Origin of the sequence: Flaviflexus massiliensis (assembly GCF_001375495.1) — a bacterium.
GTDB classification, from domain to species: Bacteria; Actinomycetota; Actinomycetes; order Actinomycetales; family Actinomycetaceae; genus Flaviflexus; species Flaviflexus massiliensis.
This window is the reverse complement of the sequence record NZ_LN831058.1, coordinates 870,389-893,037: the sequence shown is the minus strand read 5'-3', so window position 1 is coordinate 893,037 and position 22,649 is coordinate 870,389. Positions and strand designations below refer to the sequence as shown.

Here is a 22,649-nt window from a genome sequence, read left to right as displayed (position 1 = left end):
CACATCTCCTCGAAAGGGAAACCCACGATGGCCGCTGGCCCTTATTCTATCGACCCGACCACCTATCTCGACGACCTACTGTCTCAAGCCTCCCCGAACTTGATGAGACAGATGCTCCAGGGCTTCATCAACCAGATCCTGTCGACCCAGGCCGACCAGGTCTGCGGTGCCGACTACGCCACCGCATCCGAGTCCCGCACCAACACGAGAAACGGCTACCGTCACCGCGACCTCGACACCCGCGTCGGCACCGTCGACGTCGCCGTCCCGAAACTCAGGACGGGATCGTTCTTTCCGGACTGGTTGCTGGAACGACGAACACGTGCCGAACGGGCCCTGACCACTGTGATCGCCACCTGCTACCTGAAGGGTGTGTCGACCCGCAGGATGAATGACCTGGTCGCCTCACTGGGCATCAACAATCTCTCGAAGTCCCAAGTCTCCGAAATGGCCAAAGACCTCGACTCCATGGTCGAGGATTTTCGCACCCGGCCGTTGAATACCGGCCCGTACCTCTATGTTTCCCGCGACGCGTTGACCATGAAGGTCCGCGAAGGCGGACGCGTCGTGAAAACCTCCGTGTTGTTGGCTACCGAGGTCAACGCCGAAGGGTACCGGGAACTACTCGGTATGCAGGTCGCCACCGCAGAGTCGGTGGCCTCCTGGACCGGATTCTTTAGGGATCTCAAGGCCCGGGGCCTGAATGAGGTGTACCTGGTCACCAGCGACGCGCACCTGGGCATCCAGCATGCGATCGGGGGCGTGTTGCCGAATGCCTCGTGGCAGCGGTGTCGGACGCATTTCGCGAAGAACCTCTCCGGGCTGGTGTCGAAGACGCAGTGGCCGACGTTGTCGGCGATGTTCCACACCATCTTCCAGTAACCGGATGCGAAATCCGTGTGGGACCAGGCCCGGGACGTGGTGGCGTTTTGCGAGGAAAAGTTCCCGCATGTCGCCGATTATCTGGAGGAAGCTCTGAATGAGCTGCTGGCGTTCACGAACGCGCCGAAGGCCGTGTGGACCAAGATCTGGTCGAATAATCCGACGGAGAGGTTGAACCGGGAGATCCGCCGGCGTACCGACATCGTCAGCATCTTCCCAAACCGGGACGCGGTGGTTCGTCTGGTCGGGGCGGTACTCGCGGAGCAGCATGATGACTGGATTTGCAATACACCTCCTCAGCCTTCCAGACCACCTGTCGGCGGTTGGGAGTCCGCCAGTCGATGGACCGGATCGGTTCGAGTGCGGATAATGCGATGCCCGAGTCGTTCAACGCCTCCCTCAAGCGAGAAACTCTCCAAGGTGCTCGTGGGTGGGACTCTGCCGAGGTGTGCCGTCGCGAGGTCTTCCGGTGGGTCACCCGCTACAACACTCGCCGACGCCACTCAGCCCTGGACTACCGCTCGCCCCTTGCCTTCAAGACCGCGACGACGGCTGCTACCGTAGGCCTCGTTGCCTAACTGACACCAACGCCGTGTCCACTACTCGGGGGACACCCCCCGACCTATAACCGGCTCCAACACCCCGAAGGGCTGGTGTGGATTGCTGAAGCACTCGGAGCAGACACCACTCTCCTCCAGCGGGTAGCCGAGGAAGCGTTGAGCATTCCCAGGCGCAGGCGAAGCGGATTCGTGCGCACGCACCTGCCCTGGAATCTGATCGCAGACCTGGCTAAATCCCAGCGGGGATGATGTCGTCGATGAACCAGTACCTGACTGGTTCGGCTCCGCCGGTGTCGATCAGCCAGCAATCCACCAAATCAAGCAGCTGCCCGAACACCATGAGTTCCACCTCGAGTGGGCGCAGGTGCAGGTGCGCCATGCCAATGTAGGTAAGCCGGGTGAAAGTGGCGGCTAGGCTGGTATCTACGCGCCCGATGCCGGGTCTTTTGGGACCGGTGCGGTTTCGATCGTGCGGCGGGTTCCGTGCTGGAGTGCGGTAGCAATCGCAGAGCGGTACTCCGACAGATCGGCAGGCACGGTCAGGAGCTCAACCGCATCCACCGTCAACTCGGTCTGCGGGTCATCTGGGTGGGTGAGGTTATGAATCGCCACCGACTGGTTCGCCAGCAAAGTGATCAGCCAGATCACCTCACCGAGCGTGTGTGCGAAGTCCTCACTGGTCTCCAAGGCTTCGCCGAGGTTCTCCAGCCCGCCGTAGCGGGCAGCGATCTCGCGCGTGGCCCGCGTGGTCGAAATCAACTCATACTCGCTGCCACCGATAGTCACAGTGGCAGCAGACGTGGTCTTTTTCTTGGTGCTCATGTTGGGGGCTCCTTACTCTGCGGTGGCGGGTTCGTAGACGGCCTGGTACCAGGCGTTGATGGTCTCGTCCTTCACTCCAGCAGCCCCTTCGGTGACTTCGGCCTGCCACGGGTGCTTACCAGTAGCGTCTGGTTTGTTACGGCGCAGGATTGTGCCCTGCACCGTCGGGGTGGAGAACGTAATGGAGTCGGCCTTGGTTGCCAGGGTCGTGGTGGGCAGGGCGAACTTGACCCGGTAGAGCCAGAAGTACTGGTACTTTCCGTTGGAGCGTGCGGCGCGGAAGCCGATCGCGACCGGGGTTGTGTTGTCCTCCGAGGTGGAGATCAGCACCCCGTTGGCATCGACGTGTGCGCCGGTGAGTGCGGAGGCTGCTTCGGTGCCAAGGTCATCCACGCCGAGGGTGAGGGTACCGGACTTGAATTCCTTCACGATCTCGCTCGCTCCGTCATCGGCGTACAGAATTGCTTCTGCCAGTTCCACAGAGAGCTCAGCACTGATGGCTTTAGCAAGCTGAGTGGGGGTGGCGTAGGTTTCCTCGCCCGTGGTGGGGTCTTCGGTGATAGTCGCGTAGTAGAGCTTGTCGAGTCCGATGGTGGCTGGGCGGCCTAGGGATTTCGGACAGTGGGCCCTCTTACAATCGAGGGGGCGTTACTGAAAGAGAGATCCGAGTTTATGTCGGCAACACGCAAGCATTACAGCCAGGAGTTCAAAGACGAGCTTTGTCGAGAGGTCGTCTCCTCCTCGAAACCGGTCAGGGCTGTCGCCAAGGATTACGGCGTCAATCCTGAGACTTTACGAGGCTGGGTCTATAAGTACCGCCAAGAGAACGTCGGGGACGAAGAAGCACTAACCCTGCCTGAGCGGGCCCGGCTCAAAGAGCTGGAACGAGAGAACCGAGAGCTACGCGCGGAGCGAGAGTTCCTGAAAAAAGCCAGCGCTTACTTCGCGAGGGAGCAGCGGTAGTGAGCAAGTATGAGTACATCGACTCCCTGCGCAACGACCCAGCTAACACGAATCCGGTGACGTCAATGTGCCGATGGCTCCAGGTATCGACCTCGGGGTTTTATCACTGGCGCAGCCGCCCCCAATCGGCAACCGGTGCCCGGCGCGAACAGCTCGCAAAGCGAATCATTTTCTTCTTTGAAGAATCGGAGGGCATCTACGGGTATCGGCGTATCCATGCCGATCTGAGAGCTGAAGCCATTGAGTGCTCACCTGAGCTGGTCCGTCAGATCATGAAAGACGAAGGCCTAGTGCCTTGTCAGGTCCGGCCCTACAAAGTCACCACCACACCTGATACCCGGGGCGCTGAGGAGGTCCCTGACCTAGTTGAGCGTGACTTCACCGCCGATCGTCCCGGGATCAAGTTCGTTGGCGACATCACCTATATCCGCACCTGGCAGGGCTTCATCTACCTCGCCACGGTCATCGACTGCTTCTCCAAGAAAGTGGTGGGCTGGTCGATCGCTGATCATATGCGATCATCTCTGGTGGAGCAGGCCTTAAAGAACGCTGCCGCAACGACAGTGATCAAGCCCGGTGCGATCTTCCATTCCGACCGAGGAAGTGTCTACACCTCAGCACGCTATCGCACGCTCCTCAAAGACCTTGGAATGCGTTCATCCATGGGCCGCACCGGTGTGTGCTGGGATAATGCCCTGGCTGAGTCATTTTTTGCCGCGTTGAAAGTCGAACGGGTCTATCGCACTGTGGACTGTCCCAGGTTTTGTTCCGTCTGAGTAGATGGGAAAATCTAGACCATGCCGAAGAAGTTTGACCAGGACGCGAAGGACCGTGTGGTTCGCCTCGTAGAAGACCGTATTCTGGCAGAAAATCTATCCATCCAAGCAGCATGCAAACTGGTAGGCCCAAAGCTGGGGGTTTCGTGGCATACAGCCCGCCAGTGGGTACAACAAGCTCGTCAAGCCGGTGGAGTACACCGTGCGGAGGAAGACGTGATCGCCGAGAATGCGCGGCTACGCAGGGAGAACCAAGAACTTCGTGACACCAACGAACTGTTGAAAGCTGCCTCAGCTTTTTTCGCGTCCGAACTCGACCCGAAACGTCAGAAATGATCTCATTCATCGACGAATACCGTGATCATTTCGGGGTTGAGTTCATCTGCCAGACGTTACAACAGCACCGCGAAGGCGGGTTCATCACTGCCCGGGGATACCGCCAATCCAAATCCCGCGGCCCCAGTGCCCGGGCACTGCGTGATGCTGACCTCGTGGAGATGATCTGCCAGATTCATGAAGAAAACTACGGGGTCTACGGTGTACGCAAGATGTGGCATGTACTGCGCCGTGCAGGAATCAGTATCGGCCGGGAGCAAACTGGCCGGTTGATGCGCCTGGCCGGGGTATGCGGCAAGAGCAAAGGCAAGCCTCCTGTCACGACACGTAAACCACGGACTGTTGATACGCGCCCTGACCTGGTCAAACGAGACTTTCAAGCAAGTGGACCGAATCGGTTATGGGTTGCTGACATCACCTATGTTCGCACCGTGACAGGGTTTGTGTATGCAGCGTTTGTCACCGATGCCTTCTCCCGCAAGATCGTGGGCTGGGCACTATCGGATTCGATGCGGACCGAAGCCCTCCCCTTACAAGCATTGAATCAAGCCATTGCATCAGCGAAGGAAACCACGCGTCTGGTCCATCATGCTGACCACGGCTCCCAATACGTTAGCGTTGTCTATAACGACAAGCTGACAGAGGCTGGTATCACTCCGTCAACCGGCACAGTGGGAGATTCCTACGATAACGCTCTAGCAGAAAATGTCAACGGCTCATACAAGAATGAATTGATCCATACCCGCCGGTGGGCTGATGTTATTGAGGTCGAGATCGCCACATTTCAATGGGTGACGTGGTGGAACGAAGCCCGACTCCACCAAAGCCTGGGATATCGGACACCACACGAGGTAGAAGTCGACTATTGGGCTCACTACCCAACACAAGAAACAATCAAAAATAGGGTAAACGCCTAGGAACAAAACCCGGGGCACTTCACCCAGGAGGTGATCATGGCGACCAACACCAGCTAACCGCCTAACCCAAAACCCCGAACTTCATACCGAGCCGAAAGCTAGACCGCTACACCACTACACGGGACTTGACCTTTCAGAATGACCGGGAGAGCTATTACGGGTATCACTTGGACTTAAGGGCAACCGCTCTGCACACCTGCGGACAGCAATTTGTTCCTCAATTTGGTTATTCGTGAGCTAGAGGGTAACGCGTTTTTGCGGTTATTCGACGGACCGAAGAATAGCCTGAGCTGCACGTTCCGAGGAGCTTTGGAGTGAGACTTCGCTCTTCGCCCACTCAGCAATTCGCATGGAATCTTGAGGGTCCCTGAGAGCTGACTTCATGGCAGTTGCAATCGCATCGGCATCGTAGCCGACTGCCCACCCCAATTTGTTCGCTTCCAATGGATCACGTGCTGGTCCAGCACCTGCATAGATCACCGGTGTCCCGCATGCCCAACTGGCCATAGTCTTTGTTGGGAAAGCCATGTCATACCCTATGCCTGGCTTAATTGAGACGAGAGCGGCTACCGCATCCCGTTGATAGGCGGCAGCTTCTTCGGGAGAAACAGGTTGGAGGATAGTGACCGCTTTGTCCATACCGTGCTCATCGATCGTCTGTCGGAGTTCATCGACGGCATTACCCTGGCCAACGAACACTAGTTTGGCATCAGGAAATTCACGATGGATCTTCACGAAGGCATCGAGGAAGACCTCGCTCCCCTGCCACTCCGACATGGTGCCAGCATAAACAAAGTACCGCTCACCTCGAAGAGGTGAACCTGGACCATCCGGTCGGAAGATTGTCGTATCGACACCGTTACGGACGGTTTCGACGTTGCGTGCACCTAGATTCTTGGCTCGTGATGCTACCTCGTCATTGACTGCAATGACTAGAGCCGCTTCCTTGAGCACCAGACCTTCGACGAACCTAAGCGCGCTAACGACAAAGCCAGGAACATTGGCACTCTCAGAAGCGTCGGACCAGATGTCGGCAGCATAGTAAACGTAGGGACGTCTCTTCAGAGTCGAGACTATGCGGGTGATGATCCCGGTGGTTGGCGGCGGTTCACACACGTAAATATCTGGGCTCTTTTCCAGGAGCAAGTGGAAGAAAAGTGGCACATCAAAGCTGAGGTATTGGAAGTAACCACGCAGGTAGCCATCCGCACCCCGGAGCACACGGTGGCGGCGAACCTTGAAATTAGCTTTCTGGTCGGCACGCTTGGCCTCATCCACCAGTTTGGGAGGGGGTGTTGAGGTATGGACCTGAACACGGGCTCCGAGGTGACGCATTTGTCCAGCAAGGGAGCGGAGCCTGAAAGCAGCTGCTGCAGGCTCCGGTTCCCAAATACGGGTGGCAAGAGTGACTCGACGGGCTCTTCTTGCCGGCTTGGAATTCATCACGAAGACAGTGAGACCGACTCACCTGTGCTTGCAGAGCCCAAAATCGCCTCGATAACCTCGAGCGTTGCCACGCCCTGTTCCATCGTGACAATCTCGGTTCCCTCGCCGTTCACCACATCGCGGAAGCGCTCCTGCTCAACTCGCAGTGGCTCGCGCTTCACGATCGCGTAGCGAGTCACCGGTCCTTCGGACACTCCACGGAACTGCGCAACAACATCCCACTGAGTCGGCTCGGTGCCGTTCTCGTAGAAGGTCAGATCGTTGTTCAGGGTATCTGCGACCAGTGCACCGCGCTCACCCGTGACGAGTGTCAGCCTTTCCTTGAAGGGAGACAGCCAGTTCACAACGTGGTTGACCATGATGCCGTTGGTTAGCTGACCGGACACGATCACCATGTCCTCGAACTCACGGCCCGACCGGTGCGAAGTCTGTGCTGCCACATTTGCGTAGCCAGCCCCAGCAACGTAGGCGGTCAGGTCAATGTCGTGGGTTGCGAGGTCCTTGACCACGCCAACATCGGAGATACGGGCGGGGAAGGGGCCTTGGCGGCGGGTTTGGATCTGGTAGATCTCACCCAGGATGCCTTCGGCGAGCTTCTGGCGAAGCGCCATGATCGCCGGGTTGCAGCGCTCAACATAACCAACCGCACCAACCAGATCGGAATCTGCGAACGCTGCTGCGACTCGCTTGCCAGCATCAACATCGTGCGCGATAGGCTTCTCCACCATCGTGTGCACGCCTGCCGCTGCCAGTTTCAGGGCAACATCCTCGTGGTAAACCGTAGGAACGGCAACCATGGCGGTGTCGATACCTGCGGCGATGAGGGAGTCAACATCCGGGAGGACTTCAAGTCCCTTGGCAACGCCGAACTTATCTCCAGCCGGATCCGCGATCGCAACGAGGTCCATGCCTTCAATTTCACGGATGACACGGGCGTGGTGACGGCCCATAGAACCGAGGCCGATGAGGCCTGCTCGCAAGTTCGCCACTATGCACCTGCCTTCGCGACAGTGTTCACTGCCTCAACAATACGGTCCAGGTCTTCCTGGCTAAGCGAGGGGTGCACGGGAAGCGAGATAACTTCCTTTGCTGCGGTTTCCGTAACCGGCAGATCAAGACCGGGAGCATAGTGCGCAAGCGAAGGCAGGCGGTGGTTCGGAATCGGGTAGTAAACGCCGCAACCAACCTGATATTCCTCACGCAGAGCATTCGCGAACTGATCACGCTCAGAACGGTCGGAGCCTTCGATGCGGATCGTGTACTGGTGGTACACGTGCACGGCGCCATCGCGGAGCTTCGGGGTAAGCACACCTTCAAGGTTCGAGTTCAGGAAAGCGGCATTATCCTGGCGGGACTTGGTCCAGCCCTCAAGCTTGCGGAGCTGCACTCGGCCGATGGCGGCGTGGACGTTGGTCATGCGGTTGTTGAGACCGATAACTTCGTTCTCGTACTGCTTGAGCATGCCCTGGTTGCGAAGCAACTGAATCTGTCGCACCACGTTTTCATCGGTGGTGGTCACCATGCCGCCTTCACCGGAGGTCATGTTCTTGGTGGGATACAGGGAGAACGCGGCAAAGGTACCGAAAGTGCCGACCTGCTTACCATTCAGCGAGGCACCGTGTGCCTGTGCGGCATCCTCGAAGATCATGAGTCCATGCTCGGAAGCGATCGCTTCGAGTTCGGTCATGTTTGCCGGGTGACCGTACAGGTGGACGGGCATGATCGCCTTCGTCTTCTCAGTCACCGCTGCTCGTACGGATTCGGGATCCAGGCAGAAGTCCTCGTGTGAGATGTCGGCAAAGACGGGGGTCGCACCGGTGATTGCTACTGAGTTAGCAGTTGCTGCGAAAGTAAAGGACGGGACAATAACCTCATCGCCGGGTCCAATACCTGCGGCGAGCAAGCCCAGGTGGAGAGCGGAAGTCCCCGAGTTTACTGCCACGGCAGTCGCACCTGGAGTGAGCGCTGATGCGAACTCCTTTTCAAAGGAGAAGACTTCCTCTCCCTGTGCCAACATACCTGTTGCTAGTACTGCATCAACTGCGGCACGTTCCTCGTCACCAACAATTGGCTTAGCTGCGGGGATCATCTCTCTTGCCATCAGCTCTCGACCTTTCGAATTGTAGAATCTGTTTCTTCGTAAAGACTGTCAGTAAGTGGGCACTTCCACATGCCCGGCTCTACCTGTTCGAGGCGAGCTCCAGCATCACCCACCCAACCAATTTGCTTGGCCGGCACACCTGCCACCAGCGCGTAGTTGGGAACATCCTTCGTGACCACGGCTCCAGCCGCGACCGTTGCCCACTCGCCAACGACGACCGGGGCAACACACACTGCTCGCGCACCAACGGAAGCACCCCGTTCAAGGGTTACTCCAACGTGGTCCCAATCGGAAGCGGATTTCTGGGTGCCATCAACGTTGATCGCTCTAGGATAGAGGTCGTTGGTAAGAACGGCGGCAGGCCCAATAAAGACACCATCGGCCAGCTTTGCTGGCTCGTAGACAAGGGCGTAGTTCTGGATCTTGCAGTTGTCGCCCATGACAACGCCTTCACCGATGTAGGCTCCTCGGCCCACGATGCAGTTCTTACCCAGTTCTGCATTCTCTCGGACCTGAGCGAGATGCCAGATACTCGAGCCGTCACCAATGCTGGCCTGCTCGGAAACATCCGCTGTCTCAACAATGCGAGTAGCCATCATCACCACCTAATCCGTTAATTCTTCAACAATTAGTATGACGACCAATCGCCAACTGATAGATTCCAATTTGAACAACGCCATACGGCTGAATCAAGGCTACCATGCCATAATAGGGCAATGAGCGAGACTAACGAACCCGAAATTGTTCGGGATACATGGCTGGTAGTCCCCTTGTATAATGAGGCCACGGTCATCGCCGACGTCATTACCGAAACGCTCAAAGTTTTCCCCAACATTGTCTGCATTGACGATGGATCATCCGATAATTCCGCGATTCTCGCTCGCGATGCCGGTGCCCATGTCGCACAACATCCCATCAACCTTGGGCAGGGCGCTGCACTCCAGACCGGTTTTTCCTGGGTACTCACCTACACGGATGCAAAATACGTTGTGACCTTTGATGCCGATGGGCAGCACCGCACTTCCGACGCACTCGGCATGGTGAACTGCGCCGAGGATAACGACCTGTCTTTTGTTCTGGGGTCCCGCTTCCTGAGTGAAACCCACCAGGCCGGTTGGTTAAAAAAGCTCGTACTACGCACGGCTGCACGAGCAACAAAGTATCGGACCGGCATGGTTCTCACCGATGCTCACAACGGCCTTCGCGTTTTGCGGAGGGATGCTCTGGAACGAATTCACTTGAAACAGAACCGGATGGCCCACGCTTCAGAAATCATTAATCAATTGGCAGATACGAAGCTACCGTGGACTGAGTACTCCGTGACAATCGATTACACCGACTATTCTCGTTCGAAGGGTCAGAGCCTCCTGAACGGAGTCAATATCGTGACTGAAATGCTATTTGGATAGGTCAATAATGAGTAACTTTCAATCCTTCGCCCTGCAGCTTTCCGGGCAGTCGTCGAGTGGCACCTTCGGCGGTTCTCTTCTGATCAAGCTGGTCCTCATCGTCGGAGTACTGATCGTAGCGTTTCTGCTCATCCGCTCGACTTCGAATACCAAAAACGTTGCAGTACGCCGTCTCCTGCTTGTTCTTTTTGTAATCATTGCTCTGGTCTCGATTCTGTTCCCAGAAATCACGACGGAAGTCGCACAGTTCGTTGGTGTCGGGCGAGGCGCTGACCTCGTCCTCTACCTCCTTGTTATTTCCTTCCTTTCATACGCGGTCGTGAGTTATCGCCGAATGAATATTTTCGAGAACAGGATTACCGACCTTGCTCGGGAGCTTGCAATTACTCGCTCTCGGCCCGAAAGCACGCAGTTCGACTCCCCAGAAGCCCCTCAGAAAGCGACCAACGAGGACACTGGTGAGCAACCAACAGATCAGCCTTCAGCTTAGGTTCTTCCTGCATTCTCTCTAGACGGAGTGCTCTCGCAAGACAAGGAACCTCCCCGGTATGTGAACTTCGCATTCACATACCGGGGAGGTTCACTCTCAAACATGAAAGTAGTGCCCAACTCGCTCCTGCCTCATCAAAGAACACTCGTGCATGAGTATGGGTGGGCTAATTGCAGGCGTCGATTCTCCACAGTCCGATCTTGTCGGTATAGGCCCGCTCAAGAGTTAGAGCATCGTGGGGTACATCAAAGAATCCAGGCCTTCCCGTTGACGACCCAAGTCCTTCTGCATAGGTTTCCGGTTTGAGATAGACATGGGTGGCCCCCAGTTCCCTCACCGCTTCACACACTGCCGGATCCGTGAGATAGTCGTGGAAGTTGTGCACAAGGTAGTGCTCAGCCGTACCGGCTCGGAAAGTGTTAATTGCCTTGGGGTACGAATCAATCCCACCGAGCGCATAGAACATGCTGGCACCACCTAGTGGGTTGCCAACGATAACAGCATCATCAGGAAGGTCTTCTGAGAGGCCGCGGATGTATTCAATCTCGTCCCACGTCTCGACAACAGTGTTCATCTTTCCGCTGTGAGGAGTGAAGTACTTGAAGGCGAGCAGATCCACTCGAATATCTTCACGGAAGTTATCTGTTTGATCACGCACCACAACAACAGTGCCGACGAGCAAGGCAAAAGAGATAACGCCAATTATTGTCGAATGAAGTCGCAGTTTTTGCAGGATTCTGGCAATGGAAAGAACAGCGAGGACAGTTCCTGCTCCTGCTAGCACCCCGACAAATCCTGGAAGGATTGCGGTAATACGTGGGAAGTCATTGTAGAAGAATCCGGTGAAGACGCTCCCCAACCAATCAACCTTCATTGCCCCCATCGCCAGGACTATGCAGACAATCCAGGCGGCAACAAACGCGGTTGATTTTCTCCAGGCCATGGCAAATACGGCACCAACAACTACGAGCATGATGACAAGCCACGAGTTGACTCCGGGACCGAACTGGACGGATTCATCGATAAGAACCGCTCCGAGCCGCTCCCAGTTATCTTCCAAGTGGGGAGCTCTCGGATAGTTCGCAACCGACTGCACCCGGGGATGGGTGAGGATGTAGTTAACGAGAATCAGGGCAAAGCCGGCAACGAGACCTACCCCGACTGGGATTAGCTTGTTTCCACCGATCATCACCTTCCACAGTTTCGGTCCCTGACCTAGGAGGAGGGGCGGAATGGCAAATAGTCCCACGGCCACCATGACCGACGGCTGCGCATAGACAACCCCAGCAACGAGTAGCAGGATCGGCACAATGTGAACGAGACGGAGTCGTTCGAAGCTGATGTGCCATATGAGTGCAAGCGCGCCGGGAACAAGGCTTGCCGCCAATCCCGCAGGAAGTGCTGCTCGCTGCCCGAAAACAACCCCGACGAGACTCAGCATCCAAACCGAATAGATGGGTGCCGCAAAGGCTATGGCTGGGTATTTCTTTAAGACTTGAGTAGCCAGCACTGCGGTGCCGAGCGGAACAGCTATCGCGCTGGCAAAGATAACCGTTGAGTTAAGCGCAACTTCAACATCGACCCACGGAAGAAGTCCCGCAAGGGAGTGAAAACCGGTCGGGTAGAAGATTCCTTCGCCATCCTGATAAAGGCGGGACATCGCAAAAACCGATGCATCACCTGTCTCGACGACGGCACGCACACCCGACAGGTGATAGACCCCATCCCAGCCAACTCGCACAGCATTTGGCACAACCAGTGCTCTCAAAAATCCAAATGCTTGAAGCCCTCCCCCAATGGCAGTGCCGAGGGCGATAGCAAGTAGCTGGCGTTTCTCTAGACCCGTCCAGGTCGAGAATGAGAGTTCACCGCGTCGGTGGGAAACAAAGACGGCGAGACCACCGAGTGCAAGCCCGACTGGAATAACCGATGCCATGCCCCAGCGAATTCCAAGCGCACTATAGACGTGCGCAAGAACCGCAAAAAGTCCCAGACCCAGAACTGGACCGGCGCCTAATGCAAGAAGTCGTGGGATCCGAAAGAGGCGAGCTATGGAGTAGCCGGGCTGGATCGTCATCAGTGCCAAAGCCACAGTGGCCAGCGCTAGACCAGTCCACGACATCTTTGCACCCAGCTCCCTTAGCCGACATCATTTCCACGCATGGATATGCCATGCACTTTCACCAATGAGCTACACCGAAGAACTTGGGTAAAAAGAGATGGCAACAATCACCTACTTTACCAAGTGGCAAACAGTTGAACCCGAGTGGTGCGCAATTGCACCGTTTCTCATCACTTCACTTAAGCAATCAGAGTCGCAAAGCTATCGCGAGTCCTGGACAGATCATGGCAGCTCGACCGAGGTGACAGCTCGAGGCGATTGAGAATAGGCACCACAAGGATCAACGCAACTCAAGACGGAGTGGAGGGCGAGACATTTTCTCGCCCTCCACCTCAACTTTTCAGTTGTAATTCGCTTGTGCTGTTCTTTACGAACTAGCTCAGTTCGTCAATGAGCAGTTCGGTGATCTGGACTGCGTTGAGAGCGGCGCCCTTGCGGAGGTTGTCCGCTACGACAAACATGGCAAGGCCCTTGCCGCCGGGGACAGACTGGTCCTGGCGGAGGCGACCAACGAAGGACGGATCCTGGCCGGCTGCCTCAAGCGGGTTGGGTACGTCAACGACCTTGACGCCGGGAGCTGCTTCGAGCAGTTCCTTAGCCTTGTCGACGTCGATGGCGGAGTCGAACTCTGCGTTGATGGCGAGTCCGTGGCCCGAGTAAACCGGTACGCGCACGCATGTGCCGGATACTGCCAGTTCGGGCAGGTTCAGGATCTTGCGTGACTCGTTGCGAAGCTTCTGCTCCTCATCGGTCTCGAGGCTGCCATCGTCCACCAGGCCGCCGGCGAACGCGACAACGTTGAAGGCGATGGGCGCGACGTAGGTGTTGGGCTCGGGCATGGTTACCGCCGAGCCGTCCGTGACGAGCTGGGTGGGATCCTGCTTGACTGCTTCCTGCACCTGGCCCGTGAGCTCCTCGACACCGGCAAGTCCGGATCCGGACACTGCCTGGTAGGAGGAAACGATGAGGCGGCTGAGGCCGGCCTGCTCGTGGAGGGGCTTGAGGATAGGCATGGCGGCCATCGTCGTACAGTTCGGGTTCGCGATGATGCCCTTGGGGCGGTTCGCGATCGCCTCGGGGTTCACTTCGGAAACAACGAGGGGAACCTCGTCATCCTTGCGCCATGCCGAGCTGTTGTCAACAACAACTGCGCCAGCGGCAGCGAACTTGGGGGCGTATTCCTTCGAGGTGCTGCCACCTGCGGAGAAGATGGCGATGTCGATGCCGGCGTAGTCGGCGGTCGCCACGTCTTCGACGACAATGTTTTCGCCGCGGAAGCTGATTTCCTTGCCGGCGGAGCGTGCGGATGCGAAGAAACGTATCTTGTCGAAGGTGGTGCCGCGCTGCTCGAGTAGGTCGCGCATGACCTGGCCGACTTGGCCGGTTGCGCCAACAATTGCGAGTGTGATGCTCATCGTCCTGTTCCTCCATAAACCACTGCCTGAGTATCTTCGGCATCGAGATCGAATGCGCTGTGGACTGCTCGGACAGCTTCATCCAGCTGGTCGATTCCAACGACGACGGAGATGCGGATCTCGGAGGTTGAAATCATGTCAATGTTGATCCCGGTATTGGCGAGCGCTCCAAAGAGGCGTGCGGATACGCCCGGGTGAGAGCGCATGCCGGCACCGATCAGGGAAAGCTTGCCAACCTTTTCCTTGTAGGTGACTTCCCGGTACTGCAAGTCGTCCTTCATGCCTCTGATCGCTTCGAGTGCGAGCTCTGCGCTGTCGGCGGGGAGGGTGAAGGAAATGTCGGTCTTGTTGGGCTCGGTGGCGGCAACGTTCTGCACGATCATGTCGATATTCGCGCCAACTTCAGCGACCTTGCCGAATACCTTGGCGGCCTTGCCGGGCACATCGGGTACTCCGAGGATGGAGAGTTTCGACTGGGATCGGTCGTGGGCGATTCCGGTAATGATCGGTGCTTCGAGGCCCCGTTCGTCCTTGTTCATGATCCAGGTTCCTTCCAGTTCGGAGAATGAGGAGCGCACGTGGAGGGGCACGTTGTATTTGCGTGCGAATTCCACTGCCCTCAGGTGCAGGATTTTGGCTCCCTGCCCGGCCAGTTCGAGTGTTTCTTCGTAGTCGAGTGACTGAATGCGGTGGGCGGAGGGGACGATGCGGGGGTCTGCCGAGAACAGTCCATCAACGTCCGTGTAGATTTCGCACACGTCAGCATGCATGGCGGCCGCGAGCGCCACCGCGGTCGTGTCAGAGCCGCCGCGGCCAAGGGTAGTGACGTCGTTGAGTTCGTTCACTCCCTGGAATCCGGCGATGATCGCTACGGAGCCGTCTTTCACGTCGCGGGCAATGCGTTCGGGAACGATACCGACGATGGAGGCCTTGCCGTACTGGTTGTCGGTGCGCAGGCCGGCCTGCTGCCCGGTGTAGGCGTGGGCGGGTACTCCGAGTTCGTTCACTGCCATGGCGAGCAGTGACATGGAGACTCGTTCACCGGCAGTCAGGAGGATGTCCATCTCGCGTGCGGGCGGGTTGTCCGTCACCTGGGATGCGAGGTCGAGGAGTTCGTCGGTTGTGTCGCCCATGGCAGAGACGACAACGACAACGTCGTTGCCGGCTTTTTTCGTGTCAACGATGCGACGTGCGACGCGCTTGAGCGCTTCCGCATCGGACACGGACGATCCGCCGTACTTTTGGACTACTAGGCTCACTGTGTCAACTCCGTAGGTTGGGTGTTCTCCATTGTTGAATATTTTGGTTTTTGGGGGTACGGCGCAGTCAACAATTCTCACTCTGTGGATGGTGATAATCGCTATATTAGGCGCTATTTCCCCGGCTGATCCTCGGCTGAGGTCCTATGCACCATCGTTCGCCCCTCAAACGCCCGCGACAGCGTGATCTCGTCAGCGTATTCAAGGTCACCGCCCACGGGCAGTCCGGAGGCGAGCCGTGACACGTTTACTCCGAGCGGCGCGAGGGAGCGGATGAGGAAGGAAGCGGTTGCTTCCCCTTCAATGTTCGGGTCGGTCGCGATAATGACCTCTTGGACTTTCCCGTCAGCCAGGCGGGTGAAGAGCTGCCTGATGCGAAGGTCTTCGGGGCCCACGCCTTCAATCGGATTGATGGTGCCGCCGAGCACGTGGTACTTGCCGCGGAACTCGCGGGTCCGTTCGATGGCCACAATGTCTTTCGGTTCTTCCACGACACAAATGACGGTGTCGACGCGCCTCGTGTCGGAGCATATTTTGCAGATCTCCTGCTCGGTGACGTTGCCGCAAATGGAGCAGAACTTTACCTTGGATTTCACGGCACTCATGGCATCAATAAGCGCCTGAACATCGGCTTCTTCTGCGGACAGGATGTGAAACGCGATGCGCTGTGCTCCCTTGGGGCCGATACCGGGGAGTCGGCCCAGTTCGTCGATGAGATCCTGGACCGCACCGTCATACACACCAGCCACTAGGCTTCCTCCTCAATTTCTTCAATAATCTCGCCACCAAGAATGTCGAGCACTACCTGCAAACCAATCCCCTGCACCTCGGTCGCCAACGGATCGTCGTCCGAGACGGTGTCTTCTTCGTCTTCAACCTCGACCGGTTCCTCGGCCGGGGCTACCGTCCCACGGTAGTCGGAAAGCCGACTGAACATCTCTTTCGGATCACGAGCCAGCTTCGGGCCGCCCGTGGTGGGGGCGTTGAGCGGGGGTGGTGCCGGGAACTTTGGCATCGCAGCCGGCGGGGGTGCAGGGAAGTCCTCGCGAACAATGTCTGGCAGATCTGACGGCAACCCGTCGTACGGGTCCCCGTATTCGTCATCATCGGGGGGCGTGGGCTCACCACCGGGGAAGTCGCTCGGGCCACCCCCGTAGCTTCCGCTCCACGAGTCCGCGGGGCTCTCGGCACTTGCCCTGCTCGCGGCAGACCTCGCACTCGCCCGCTCGATAGCCGACAGCGGCCTACCACCGTCACCGGTGGTCTTGTCACCTTGGCTCGACGGCGCAGCCGGGCTCACCCGTTCATCACCCTCCGGCCCCTGTTCGGTCCCATTAGAGTCCGCACCCGCCTGCCCTACTGGTCTAGGCGTAGCCTCTGGCGCGGGCTGAACATCAGTCTCACCAGCGGGACGCACGTCATCACCCGTGGAGAAAGTCTCCTCCCGGTGAGAGTCCTGTGCCATGCCGGGCCGGTCAGGAACAGTCGTTCCCGTATTGCTTTGCTCTCGTGCACCACTATTCGGTTCGGGAGCACCCTCCTTGAGGAGACCCGGTGGAGGTGTCACGGGTGGAATGGGCACGGGTGACATCACCGGAGGTACCGCCACTGGTGGCGGACTTGGTGTGGAGGCAGGTGGGCGCCCGCTCGCGTCACCCTCCTCACCTGGAGTGGTGGGAGCCTGAGTGGCGGAGCTGGGCGCTACTGGCCTGTCACCCTCCGCATCATCAGCCGATTCGCGGCCCGTTGTCTTTGGGGCACCCTTGACTCCAACGTTCACCTGGATTCTTTGTCCCAGTATCTCGCTGAATACTGTTTCGAGTCCGCCCGAGCGCCCCTCATCAACAAACTGGTTCGCGACTTGTTCCGTGGGGAAATCAAAGTGGAGATTACCGCCGAGCACGCTCGTGGCACCCTGGTTGTCCCGAATGAAGTTCGAGGTGCCTCGGGGTACCCGCGGATCGGCCATGGCCTGCCGCCACAGATTACGGAGCGTTCCCAGGAGTTCATTGTCAACTTCGGTCGGCTCCTGCACAGCCACGGCCTGGGGATCTGCTCGCGGAGCAGGAGGAACGGCTCGCTCGGCCTCCTGCACGGGAGCTTGCCCTTGCTCTTGACCCTGAACGGGCTGCTGTTCCTCGGCCTTGGCTTCGGTCTGAGTGCTCTGCTCTTGGGCCGGAGGCTCCGGCACAAGGCGGGTGGGCTGTGCTGTTGAAGCAGCCGGTGCAGAGCTTTTGGGTGCCGGATCTGCTGCCTGCTGGGAAGAAGAAGCGGTAGGTGCCGGCACGGCAGGGGTAGTCGCGGCGGTCGTTGGAGTGGAGGGGAGACTTGATAGTGGGACCTGTACTGGCGGGGTCGCCTGCTGCTTGTCCTGAGCTTGCGGCTGTCCCTTCTTGGGGTCCTTCTTCATGAAGTTGCGTGCCGCTGCTCGCGCGTCAGCCACACCACCGGCGGGCGATCCCCCACCGGTACCTGCTGCGTTGGCTTGGACCGTTGCGGAAGCAAGGAGAAGGCGGGCGCATAGGAGTTCGAGTTGGAGGCGGGGCGAGGTTGCCCCCACCATCTCGGACAGTGCAGTGTTGGTCAGATCGGCGCTCTTGGAGGCCCTGGAAGCACCAAGCCTCTCAGCCTGCGCAGTCATGCGACTCAGCTGATCCTCGGGGATCGTCCCGAGAACGGAGCGGGCTTCGGATCCGGCGAGCGCCAGCACCACCAGGTCGCGCAGTCGCTCGAGCAGGTCCTCAACGAATCGCCTGGGGTCAAGGCCAGATTCGACGACCTTTGCCACGGAGGCGAAGAGTGCAGCACCATCGCTATCGGCAACGGCATCTACGGTCTCATCGAGCAGCGTACCGTCCGTGTAGCCAAGGAGGGATACCGCGGTTGGGTAGGTCACGTGGTTGTCTCCCGCACCGCCAATCAGCTGGTCGAGCACGGAGAGGGAGTCACGGACGGAACCGGTGCCGGCTCGCACAACGAGTGGGAGAACCCCATCGTCGACCGTGACGTTTTCCTGCTCGCACAGTCCCGCCATGTAATCCTCCAGGATCCCGGGTGGAACGAGACGGAAGGGGTAGTGGTGGGTGCGGGACCGGATCGTCCCGATCACCTTTTCCGGTTCCGTGGTGGCGAAGATGAACTTCACGTGCGGGGGCGGCTCCTCCACAACTTTCAGGAGCGCATTAAAACCTTGGGGTGAGACCATGTGGGCCTCGTCAATGATGAAGACTTTGAAGCGGTCACGGACCGGGGCGAAGCCTGCACGCTCCCGCAGGTCACGAGCATCTTCCACACCTCCGTGCGAGGCCGCGTCCATCTCCACAACATCCAGGGAACCCGGGCCGTTACGTGACAGTTCAACGCAGGAATCACAGGTGCCGCAGGGGGTGGCTGTTGGTCCATTCGCGCAGTTGAGGCAGCGAGCAAGGATGCGGGCCGAGGTGGTTTTACCGCAACCGCGGGGGCCGGAGAACAGGTAGGCATGGTTGGTCCGGTCGCCTTCCAGAGCGGCCATGAGCGGAACCGTCACGTGTTCCTGCCCGACAACTTCTTCAAAGGTTTCGGGCCGGTAACGTCGATACAGTGCAGTGCTCACGGCCCTAGTCTAGTTGCCTAGCTGTGGCTTCGCGAAAGACTAGCCAAGTGCCTCCCAGGCCACAAGAACAGGTTAGTTAGCGGTGTGGTCGGGACTGATGGCGGGGGTGCGTCCTCTTGTCGAGGTTGCTACCACTTGTTTCGAACATCCTCGGCAAAGCCCAGCATCCTGTCGATGACAATCTGTTGACCATCCACGGTAACGGTGCCGCTGTAGTAGCCGAATACCTGGTTGGCTTTCACGGCGATAACTCTGACGTCGGTCACGGCATCGTGGTTCCAGAATGGTTCGAGCCAGAGATCGACGGAGGGCGAATGTAGGTGCCAGGGTTTGTGCCACCTCCCAAACTCGTAGTCCATCGCGATGTCCTCGTGGATGGGGTAGAGCCTGCCGTCCACGGTGATGGCGTTTTCGCGAGCGCCCGTGCCGTCGGTCCCCTTTGCTCCGGACTGGATTCCCACACTCACGGTTCCTGAGGGACTCTCGGCCGGGCTACTTGCGGCTGCCCAGTTCCAGTCCACCCTGTACGGCCACCTGCCTCGACTGTGGTCGAGAATTGCCCAGGATTCGCCCTCCGGGAGTTCTAGAAGTTCACCGTCAAGTTCCAGGTATCCGGTCGCTGGAAGTGCGGTTTCTTTCACCATGTACTGGAAGCGCTTGTCAGACCAGGGCACAAAAACGCCAAGGGATTCGTGATCGGGGGAACGGTGTGCCGTGACATCGAATCTTACGCGGCTCCATCCCGCATTCGATCTCTTTTCAGACTGGCCTGCGGCACGCAGCCGAGTGCCGCCCTTAAGAGTGTCAATCAAGGCTCTCATGCGACCCGGCCCACGGGGTAGGACTCGACCACCGAAACTCATCGACCCACCGCGAGCACTCCCATCACCCGAGCTCGGCGGGAGCACGGTTCCCCGTGCGAAGGGAACGATTGCCGTCACGTCGATGCGCTTGCCGGTGGGAATTTCATAGGCCCACACGGTGTGTGAGGAAGCGTAGTCAACATCGCTGACCGTCAAAGAAAACAGATGGGTGGGAGTCATGACGAGCCAGTATTCCCAGCGTTTGTTCCGGCCCCACGCCTTCGGGCGGGCACCGTTTCCAATACCGATCCCTGACGTGTCGTGGAGCGGATGTCGAGACCATCCCACAGCATCTGGATTCAGTAGCCCGTCTGCTCCGACAAGGCTGACCGATTTGGTCAGTTCACGTTCCCCATTGCACATAGTTCGATCGTACGCAGTCAATGGAAGGGTCGTAGTAGAACAAAGCCTCGACCCCTTACCCCCACTCGCCCAAGCTAAAAGCGAAGGAGCCAATCGGGGCATGCACGGGATCATCCGAGTGCACGATTTTGGTTTCACTAATGCACTGATGGGCAGGGGAGATTAAAAGACTCCCCACGCACCCGCTAGAGCCCGCATTGCCTTGCTGCCTTCCGACCCTGGGGCGGTATACGAGATAACGTCACGTGGGGAGCCGCCACCATTCTAGCCCAAAAGGTTCCCACGATGAAAAGCGGGGCTTCTAACGCCACCGTTGTTCCCCGTCTCTCTGTGATCATCCGAAACTTCTCGTCCTTCTCTTGGTCCTGGGTTGGGCCGGTGGGAGGAGGGCAGGATAATGGGAGGCATGAGAACTTGTGTGCTGACAGGGGCGGGGCGTGGCGTTGGTGCAGCCCTTGCCGAAAAACTATCCGACTCCTGGCATCTGATCCTGCTTGCTCGCGACGAGCAACGCGCACGGGAACTCTCACAGCTCTTCCCCACAGCCGATGTTGTCATCGGTGACCTGAGTCAGCCCGAGCAGGTGGCACAGGCCGTTGGCGACTTCATTGCGGAGTCCGACATTGACGTGCACGGCTTCATCAGCTGCGCGGGGATTGAAGGGGCGGTTCCGGTGAGCAACATGTCCGATTCATTCCTCACGGACGTGTACGCGATCAATGTCCTCTCCCCCATCCTCCTCACCCGCACCCTCCTCCCTCCCTTGCGAAAGTCCCGGGGCACGGCTGTCTTTGTTGGCTCAACGGCAGCGGATCTTGTGTTCCCCGGGTGGCTGCCCTACTCGAGTAGCAAGGCTGCGCTCACGAAAGCTGCGCAGGTGTTGCGTGCCGAGGAGCGAGACATTCGAGTCAGCATCGTAAATCCGGGGCGGATCGATACGGATATGCAGAGGGACATGGCGGCAAAGCAGGACCGAGAGTTCGATCCTTCGAGCGCGATGTCTGCCGAATCTGTTGCGTGGTCGATCATGCAGGTGTTGGAAGCACCAGCGGATGTCGTGATCGATGAGCTGACCATCACCCCATTCAAGTAACAATCTGACGGTGGTTTGAGGGACCTTCAGCAACGGCGCGAGCATCGCGAGCAAGGCGAAAGCCAGTAAGTTCAACGTCGCGCCCGTGCTCCACATCGTCACGGCAAATCACAACTTCTCGCGACTACAAGCGTTTATGGAGTTCTTGGATAAATGCAGGGCACCCGCCTCGTTCTGTTGAACGGGCGGGTGCACTGTCTTTGCTCGTGAGCGAATCCAGCTACTGGTTGTGCTGGTCCGAGTTTTTTACTCGGTGGGTTCGATGACGAGTGAGTCGTAGTCGGGTTCTTCGGAGATAACGCCCTCGTTGACGGCGGCTTCACCCCAGAGCTTGATCGACTCGGTGTCGAGGCCGGGCTCGAAGGTTGCAAACGAGACGCGTTCGGCTACCTCTTCGGTGAGTCCAATCTCCGATACCGCGAGCTCGCGGAGGCGGTCATGGTTTTCCGTCGCGAATTCGTTGGAGCGGCTCATCGCGCGCTGGAAGGCGGCAACAACTTCGGGGTTTTCTTCGGCGAAGTCACCTGAGGTGATGTAGTAGCCGAGGGTGGAGTCCGGGAAGGCCTCTGCGAAGTTCGACATGACACGGCGGTAGCCGTTGTCTTCCGCGATGGTCTGGAAGGGTTCTACCATCCAGATTGCATCCACGTCACCGCGTTCTAGGGCGGCTGACATGTCAGCATAGTTCATCGGAACGTATTCGATTCCGGAGGGGTCGATTCCCTGGTTTTCGAGGGCAACCGGAATGGTGACGTCACCGAGGTTCTTGGTGGAGTTCACGGCAATGGTCTTGCCCGCGAGGTCAGCGGGGGATTCGATGTCCGAATCCGGCATGACGAACACGCCCGAGGTGGACTCTTCGTCGATTCCGGCGACACCGCAGCAGTTGGAAACGAACTTGATGTCGAGTCCCTGATCGATGGCAGCAAGGTCAGAGACGACGTTGGCGTAGCCGATGGGGCTTTCACCGTTGACGACGGAGGGGATGATCGCGGAACCGGATTCGGCGATTTTCACTTCCACGTCGAGGCCTTCGTCTTCAAAGAAGCCTTCCTCAACGCCTAGGTAGAGAGGGGTCGAGTCGAGTGTGGTGATGTGGTAGACGGTGAGCTTGGTCAGGCCGTCTTCGGACTCCTCCAGGCCATCATCCGATCCGCAGGCAGCTAGCGCCAGGAGCCCCGACATTGCTAGGGCAGCAAATTTGCCAAATTTCTTCATGTTTGTCTTTCTGTGTAGA

General features: G+C 58.2%; 19 protein-coding genes, 1 other RNA gene and 2 pseudogenes. 7 read left to right on the top strand and 15 right to left on the bottom strand.

Annotation, left to right across the window (positions count from 1 at the left end; translation table 11 throughout):
* Window positions 1-27: 27 nt before the first annotated feature.
* Together BN1241_RS08095 and BN1241_RS08090 are read left to right on the top strand one after the other, a co-directional pair.
* Window positions 28-1,161 (top strand): annotated as a pseudogene (locus tag BN1241_RS08095) (IS256 family transposase); the annotation flags it as partial.
* A gap of 2 nt (window positions 1,162-1,163) precedes the next feature.
* Window positions 1,164-1,460, top strand: a complete 297-nt coding sequence (locus BN1241_RS08090) for an integrase core domain-containing protein (RefSeq protein ID WP_390618021.1) — start codon at window positions 1,164-1,166, stop codon at window positions 1,458-1,460.
* A gap of 211 nt (window positions 1,461-1,671) precedes the next feature.
* Here BN1241_RS08090 and BN1241_RS13000 read toward each other — a convergent pair whose 3' ends face one another.
* From BN1241_RS13000 to BN1241_RS08080, 3 genes are read right to left on the bottom strand one after another with little or no spacing between them, the layout of a single operon-like run.
* Window positions 1,672-1,821: a hypothetical protein gene (locus tag BN1241_RS13000; protein ID WP_187117579.1), complete on the bottom strand. Its 150-nt coding sequence runs from the start codon at window positions 1,819-1,821 to the stop codon at window positions 1,672-1,674.
* Window positions 1,822-1,865: 44 nt separating this feature from the next.
* The gene (locus BN1241_RS08085) at window positions 1,866-2,264 is read right to left on the bottom strand and encodes a hypothetical protein (RefSeq protein WP_054951909.1); all 399 of its coding nucleotides are present in this window, start codon (window positions 2,262-2,264) and stop codon (window positions 1,866-1,868) included.
* 12 nt (window positions 2,265-2,276) lie between these two features.
* Window positions 2,277-2,855, bottom strand: a complete 579-nt coding sequence (locus BN1241_RS08080) for a major tail protein (RefSeq protein WP_054951908.1) — start codon at window positions 2,853-2,855, stop codon at window positions 2,277-2,279.
* 81 nt (window positions 2,856-2,936) lie between these two features.
* Here BN1241_RS08080 and BN1241_RS08070 point away from each other — a divergent pair.
* Both BN1241_RS08070 and BN1241_RS08060 read left to right on the top strand, forming a co-directional pair.
* Window positions 2,937-3,973: pseudogene (locus BN1241_RS08070) on the top strand (IS3 family transposase); the annotation flags it as partial.
* Between the two features lie 51 nt (window positions 3,974-4,024).
* Window positions 4,025-5,256, top strand: a protein-coding gene (locus BN1241_RS08060) for an IS3 family transposase (protein ID WP_147599167.1) whose coding sequence is annotated in 2 segments (ribosomal slippage) — window positions 4,025-4,313 and window positions 4,313-5,256 — 1,233 coding nt in all. Because the reading frame shifts where the segments join, the coding sequence is not laid out codon by codon here.
* 261 nt (window positions 5,257-5,517) lie between these two features.
* Here the strand turns inward: BN1241_RS08060 and BN1241_RS08055 are convergent.
* Genes BN1241_RS08055 through BN1241_RS08040 form a run of 4 tightly spaced genes read right to left on the bottom strand, consistent with a single transcriptional unit; the run spans window position 5,518 to window position 9,399 of the window.
* On the bottom strand, window positions 5,518-6,699 hold the full coding sequence (locus tag BN1241_RS08055) for a glycosyltransferase family 4 protein (RefSeq protein ID WP_077138329.1): 1,182 nt from the start codon (window positions 6,697-6,699) through the stop codon (window positions 5,518-5,520).
* The gene (locus BN1241_RS08050; protein WP_054953125.1) at window positions 6,699-7,691 is read right to left on the bottom strand and encodes a Gfo/Idh/MocA family protein; all 993 of its coding nucleotides are present in this window, start codon (window positions 7,689-7,691) and stop codon (window positions 6,699-6,701) included. Before BN1241_RS08050 ends, BN1241_RS08055 begins: the two co-directional genes overlap by 1 nt.
* Entirely contained in the window at window positions 7,691-8,803 is a 1,113-nt protein-coding gene (locus tag BN1241_RS08045) for a DegT/DnrJ/EryC1/StrS family aminotransferase (RefSeq protein ID WP_054953124.1), read from the bottom strand. The genes BN1241_RS08050 and BN1241_RS08045 overlap by 1 nt, the downstream gene beginning before the upstream one ends.
* Window positions 8,803-9,399, bottom strand: coding sequence for an acyltransferase (locus tag BN1241_RS08040; protein WP_054953850.1), 597 nt, complete (start codon window positions 9,397-9,399; stop codon window positions 8,803-8,805). Before BN1241_RS08040 ends, BN1241_RS08045 begins: the two co-directional genes overlap by 1 nt.
* Window positions 9,400-9,519: 120 nt before the next feature.
* On the opposite strand from BN1241_RS08040, the gene BN1241_RS08035 reads away from it, so the two are divergent.
* Window positions 9,520-10,212, top strand: a complete 693-nt coding sequence (locus BN1241_RS08035) for a glycosyltransferase family 2 protein (RefSeq protein ID WP_054953123.1) — start codon at window positions 9,520-9,522, stop codon at window positions 10,210-10,212.
* 7 nt (window positions 10,213-10,219) lie between these two features.
* On the top strand, window positions 10,220-10,702 hold the full coding sequence (locus tag BN1241_RS08030; RefSeq protein ID WP_082418276.1) for a DUF2304 domain-containing protein: 483 nt from the start codon (window positions 10,220-10,222) through the stop codon (window positions 10,700-10,702).
* Between the two features lie 166 nt (window positions 10,703-10,868).
* Here the strand turns inward: BN1241_RS08030 and BN1241_RS08025 are convergent, their stop codons facing one another.
* The 7 genes from BN1241_RS08025 to ffs all read right to left on the bottom strand — a co-directional run bounded on the left by BN1241_RS08025 (window position 10,869) and on the right by ffs (window position 20,577).
* Window positions 10,869-12,779, bottom strand: a complete 1,911-nt coding sequence (locus tag BN1241_RS08025; protein ID WP_315968848.1) for a DUF6541 family protein — start codon at window positions 12,777-12,779, stop codon at window positions 10,869-10,871.
* 419 nt (window positions 12,780-13,198) lie between these two features.
* A complete protein-coding gene (locus BN1241_RS08020) occupies window positions 13,199-14,239 on the bottom strand; it encodes an aspartate-semialdehyde dehydrogenase (protein ID WP_054953121.1) in 1,041 nt (346 codons plus the stop codon).
* Window positions 14,236-15,498, bottom strand: coding sequence for an aspartate kinase (locus tag BN1241_RS08015; RefSeq protein ID WP_054953120.1), 1,263 nt, complete (start codon window positions 15,496-15,498; stop codon window positions 14,236-14,238). Before BN1241_RS08015 ends, BN1241_RS08020 begins: the two co-directional genes overlap by 4 nt.
* Window positions 15,499-15,611: 113 nt before the next feature.
* Entirely contained in the window at window positions 15,612-16,247 is a 636-nt protein-coding gene (gene recR, locus BN1241_RS08010; protein WP_222704423.1) for a recombination mediator RecR, read from the bottom strand.
* Window positions 16,247-19,093, bottom strand: a complete 2,847-nt coding sequence (locus BN1241_RS08005; RefSeq protein WP_077138328.1) for a DNA polymerase III subunit gamma and tau — start codon at window positions 19,091-19,093, stop codon at window positions 16,247-16,249. Before BN1241_RS08005 ends, recR begins: the two co-directional genes overlap by 1 nt.
* Window positions 19,094-19,221: 128 nt before the next feature.
* Window positions 19,222-20,319, bottom strand: a complete 1,098-nt coding sequence (locus BN1241_RS08000) for a DUF2804 domain-containing protein (protein WP_054953118.1) — start codon at window positions 20,317-20,319, stop codon at window positions 19,222-19,224.
* 162 nt (window positions 20,320-20,481) lie between these two features.
* Window positions 20,482-20,577, bottom strand: an RNA gene (gene ffs, locus BN1241_RS12340) — signal recognition particle sRNA small type.
* A 148-nt stretch (window positions 20,578-20,725) separates the two neighbouring features.
* Here ffs and BN1241_RS07995 point away from each other — a divergent pair.
* On the top strand, window positions 20,726-21,412 hold the full coding sequence (locus tag BN1241_RS07995; RefSeq protein ID WP_077138414.1) for an SDR family NAD(P)-dependent oxidoreductase: 687 nt from the start codon (window positions 20,726-20,728) through the stop codon (window positions 21,410-21,412).
* A 246-nt stretch (window positions 21,413-21,658) separates the two neighbouring features.
* On the opposite strand, the gene BN1241_RS07990 is transcribed toward BN1241_RS07995, so the two are convergent.
* Window positions 21,659-22,630 carry an ABC transporter substrate-binding protein gene (locus BN1241_RS07990; protein WP_077138327.1) on the bottom strand — a complete coding sequence of 324 codons (972 nt, stop codon included), beginning with the start codon at window positions 22,628-22,630 and terminating at the stop codon, window positions 21,659-21,661.
* Window positions 22,631-22,649: the final 19 nt, after the last annotated feature.

Coding starts and splice junctions, on each gene's coding strand:
- BN1241_RS13000 (WP_187117579.1), bottom strand. CDS start 1,821: ATGGCGCACCTGCACCTGCGCCCACTCGAGGTGGAACTCATGGTGTTC.
- BN1241_RS08085 (WP_054951909.1), bottom strand. CDS start 2,264: ATGAGCACCAAGAAAAAGACCACGTCTGCTGCCACTGTGACTATCGGT.
- BN1241_RS08055 (WP_077138329.1), bottom strand. CDS start 6,699: ATGAATTCCAAGCCGGCAAGAAGAGCCCGTCGAGTCACTCTTGCCACC.
- BN1241_RS08045 (WP_054953124.1), bottom strand. CDS start 8,803: ATGGCAAGAGAGATGATCCCCGCAGCTAAGCCAATTGTTGGTGACGAG.
- BN1241_RS08040 (WP_054953850.1), bottom strand. CDS start 9,399: ATGGCTACTCGCATTGTTGAGACAGCGGATGTTTCCGAGCAGGCCAGC.
- BN1241_RS08035 (WP_054953123.1), top strand. CDS start 9,520: ATGAGCGAGACTAACGAACCCGAAATTGTTCGGGATACATGGCTGGTA.
- BN1241_RS08030 (WP_082418276.1), top strand. CDS start 10,220: ATGAGTAACTTTCAATCCTTCGCCCTGCAGCTTTCCGGGCAGTCGTCG.
- BN1241_RS08025 (WP_315968848.1), bottom strand. CDS start 12,779: ATGACGATCCAGCCCGGCTACTCCATAGCTCGCCTCTTTCGGATCCCA.
- BN1241_RS08020 (WP_054953121.1), bottom strand. CDS start 14,239: ATGAGCATCACACTCGCAATTGTTGGCGCAACCGGCCAAGTCGGCCAG.
- BN1241_RS08000 (WP_054953118.1), bottom strand. CDS start 20,319: ATGTGCAATGGGGAACGTGAACTGACCAAATCGGTCAGCCTTGTCGGA.
- BN1241_RS07995 (WP_077138414.1), top strand. CDS start 20,726: ATGAGAACTTGTGTGCTGACAGGGGCGGGGCGTGGCGTTGGTGCAGCC.
- BN1241_RS07990 (WP_077138327.1), bottom strand. CDS start 22,630: ATGAAGAAATTTGGCAAATTTGCTGCCCTAGCAATGTCGGGGCTCCTG.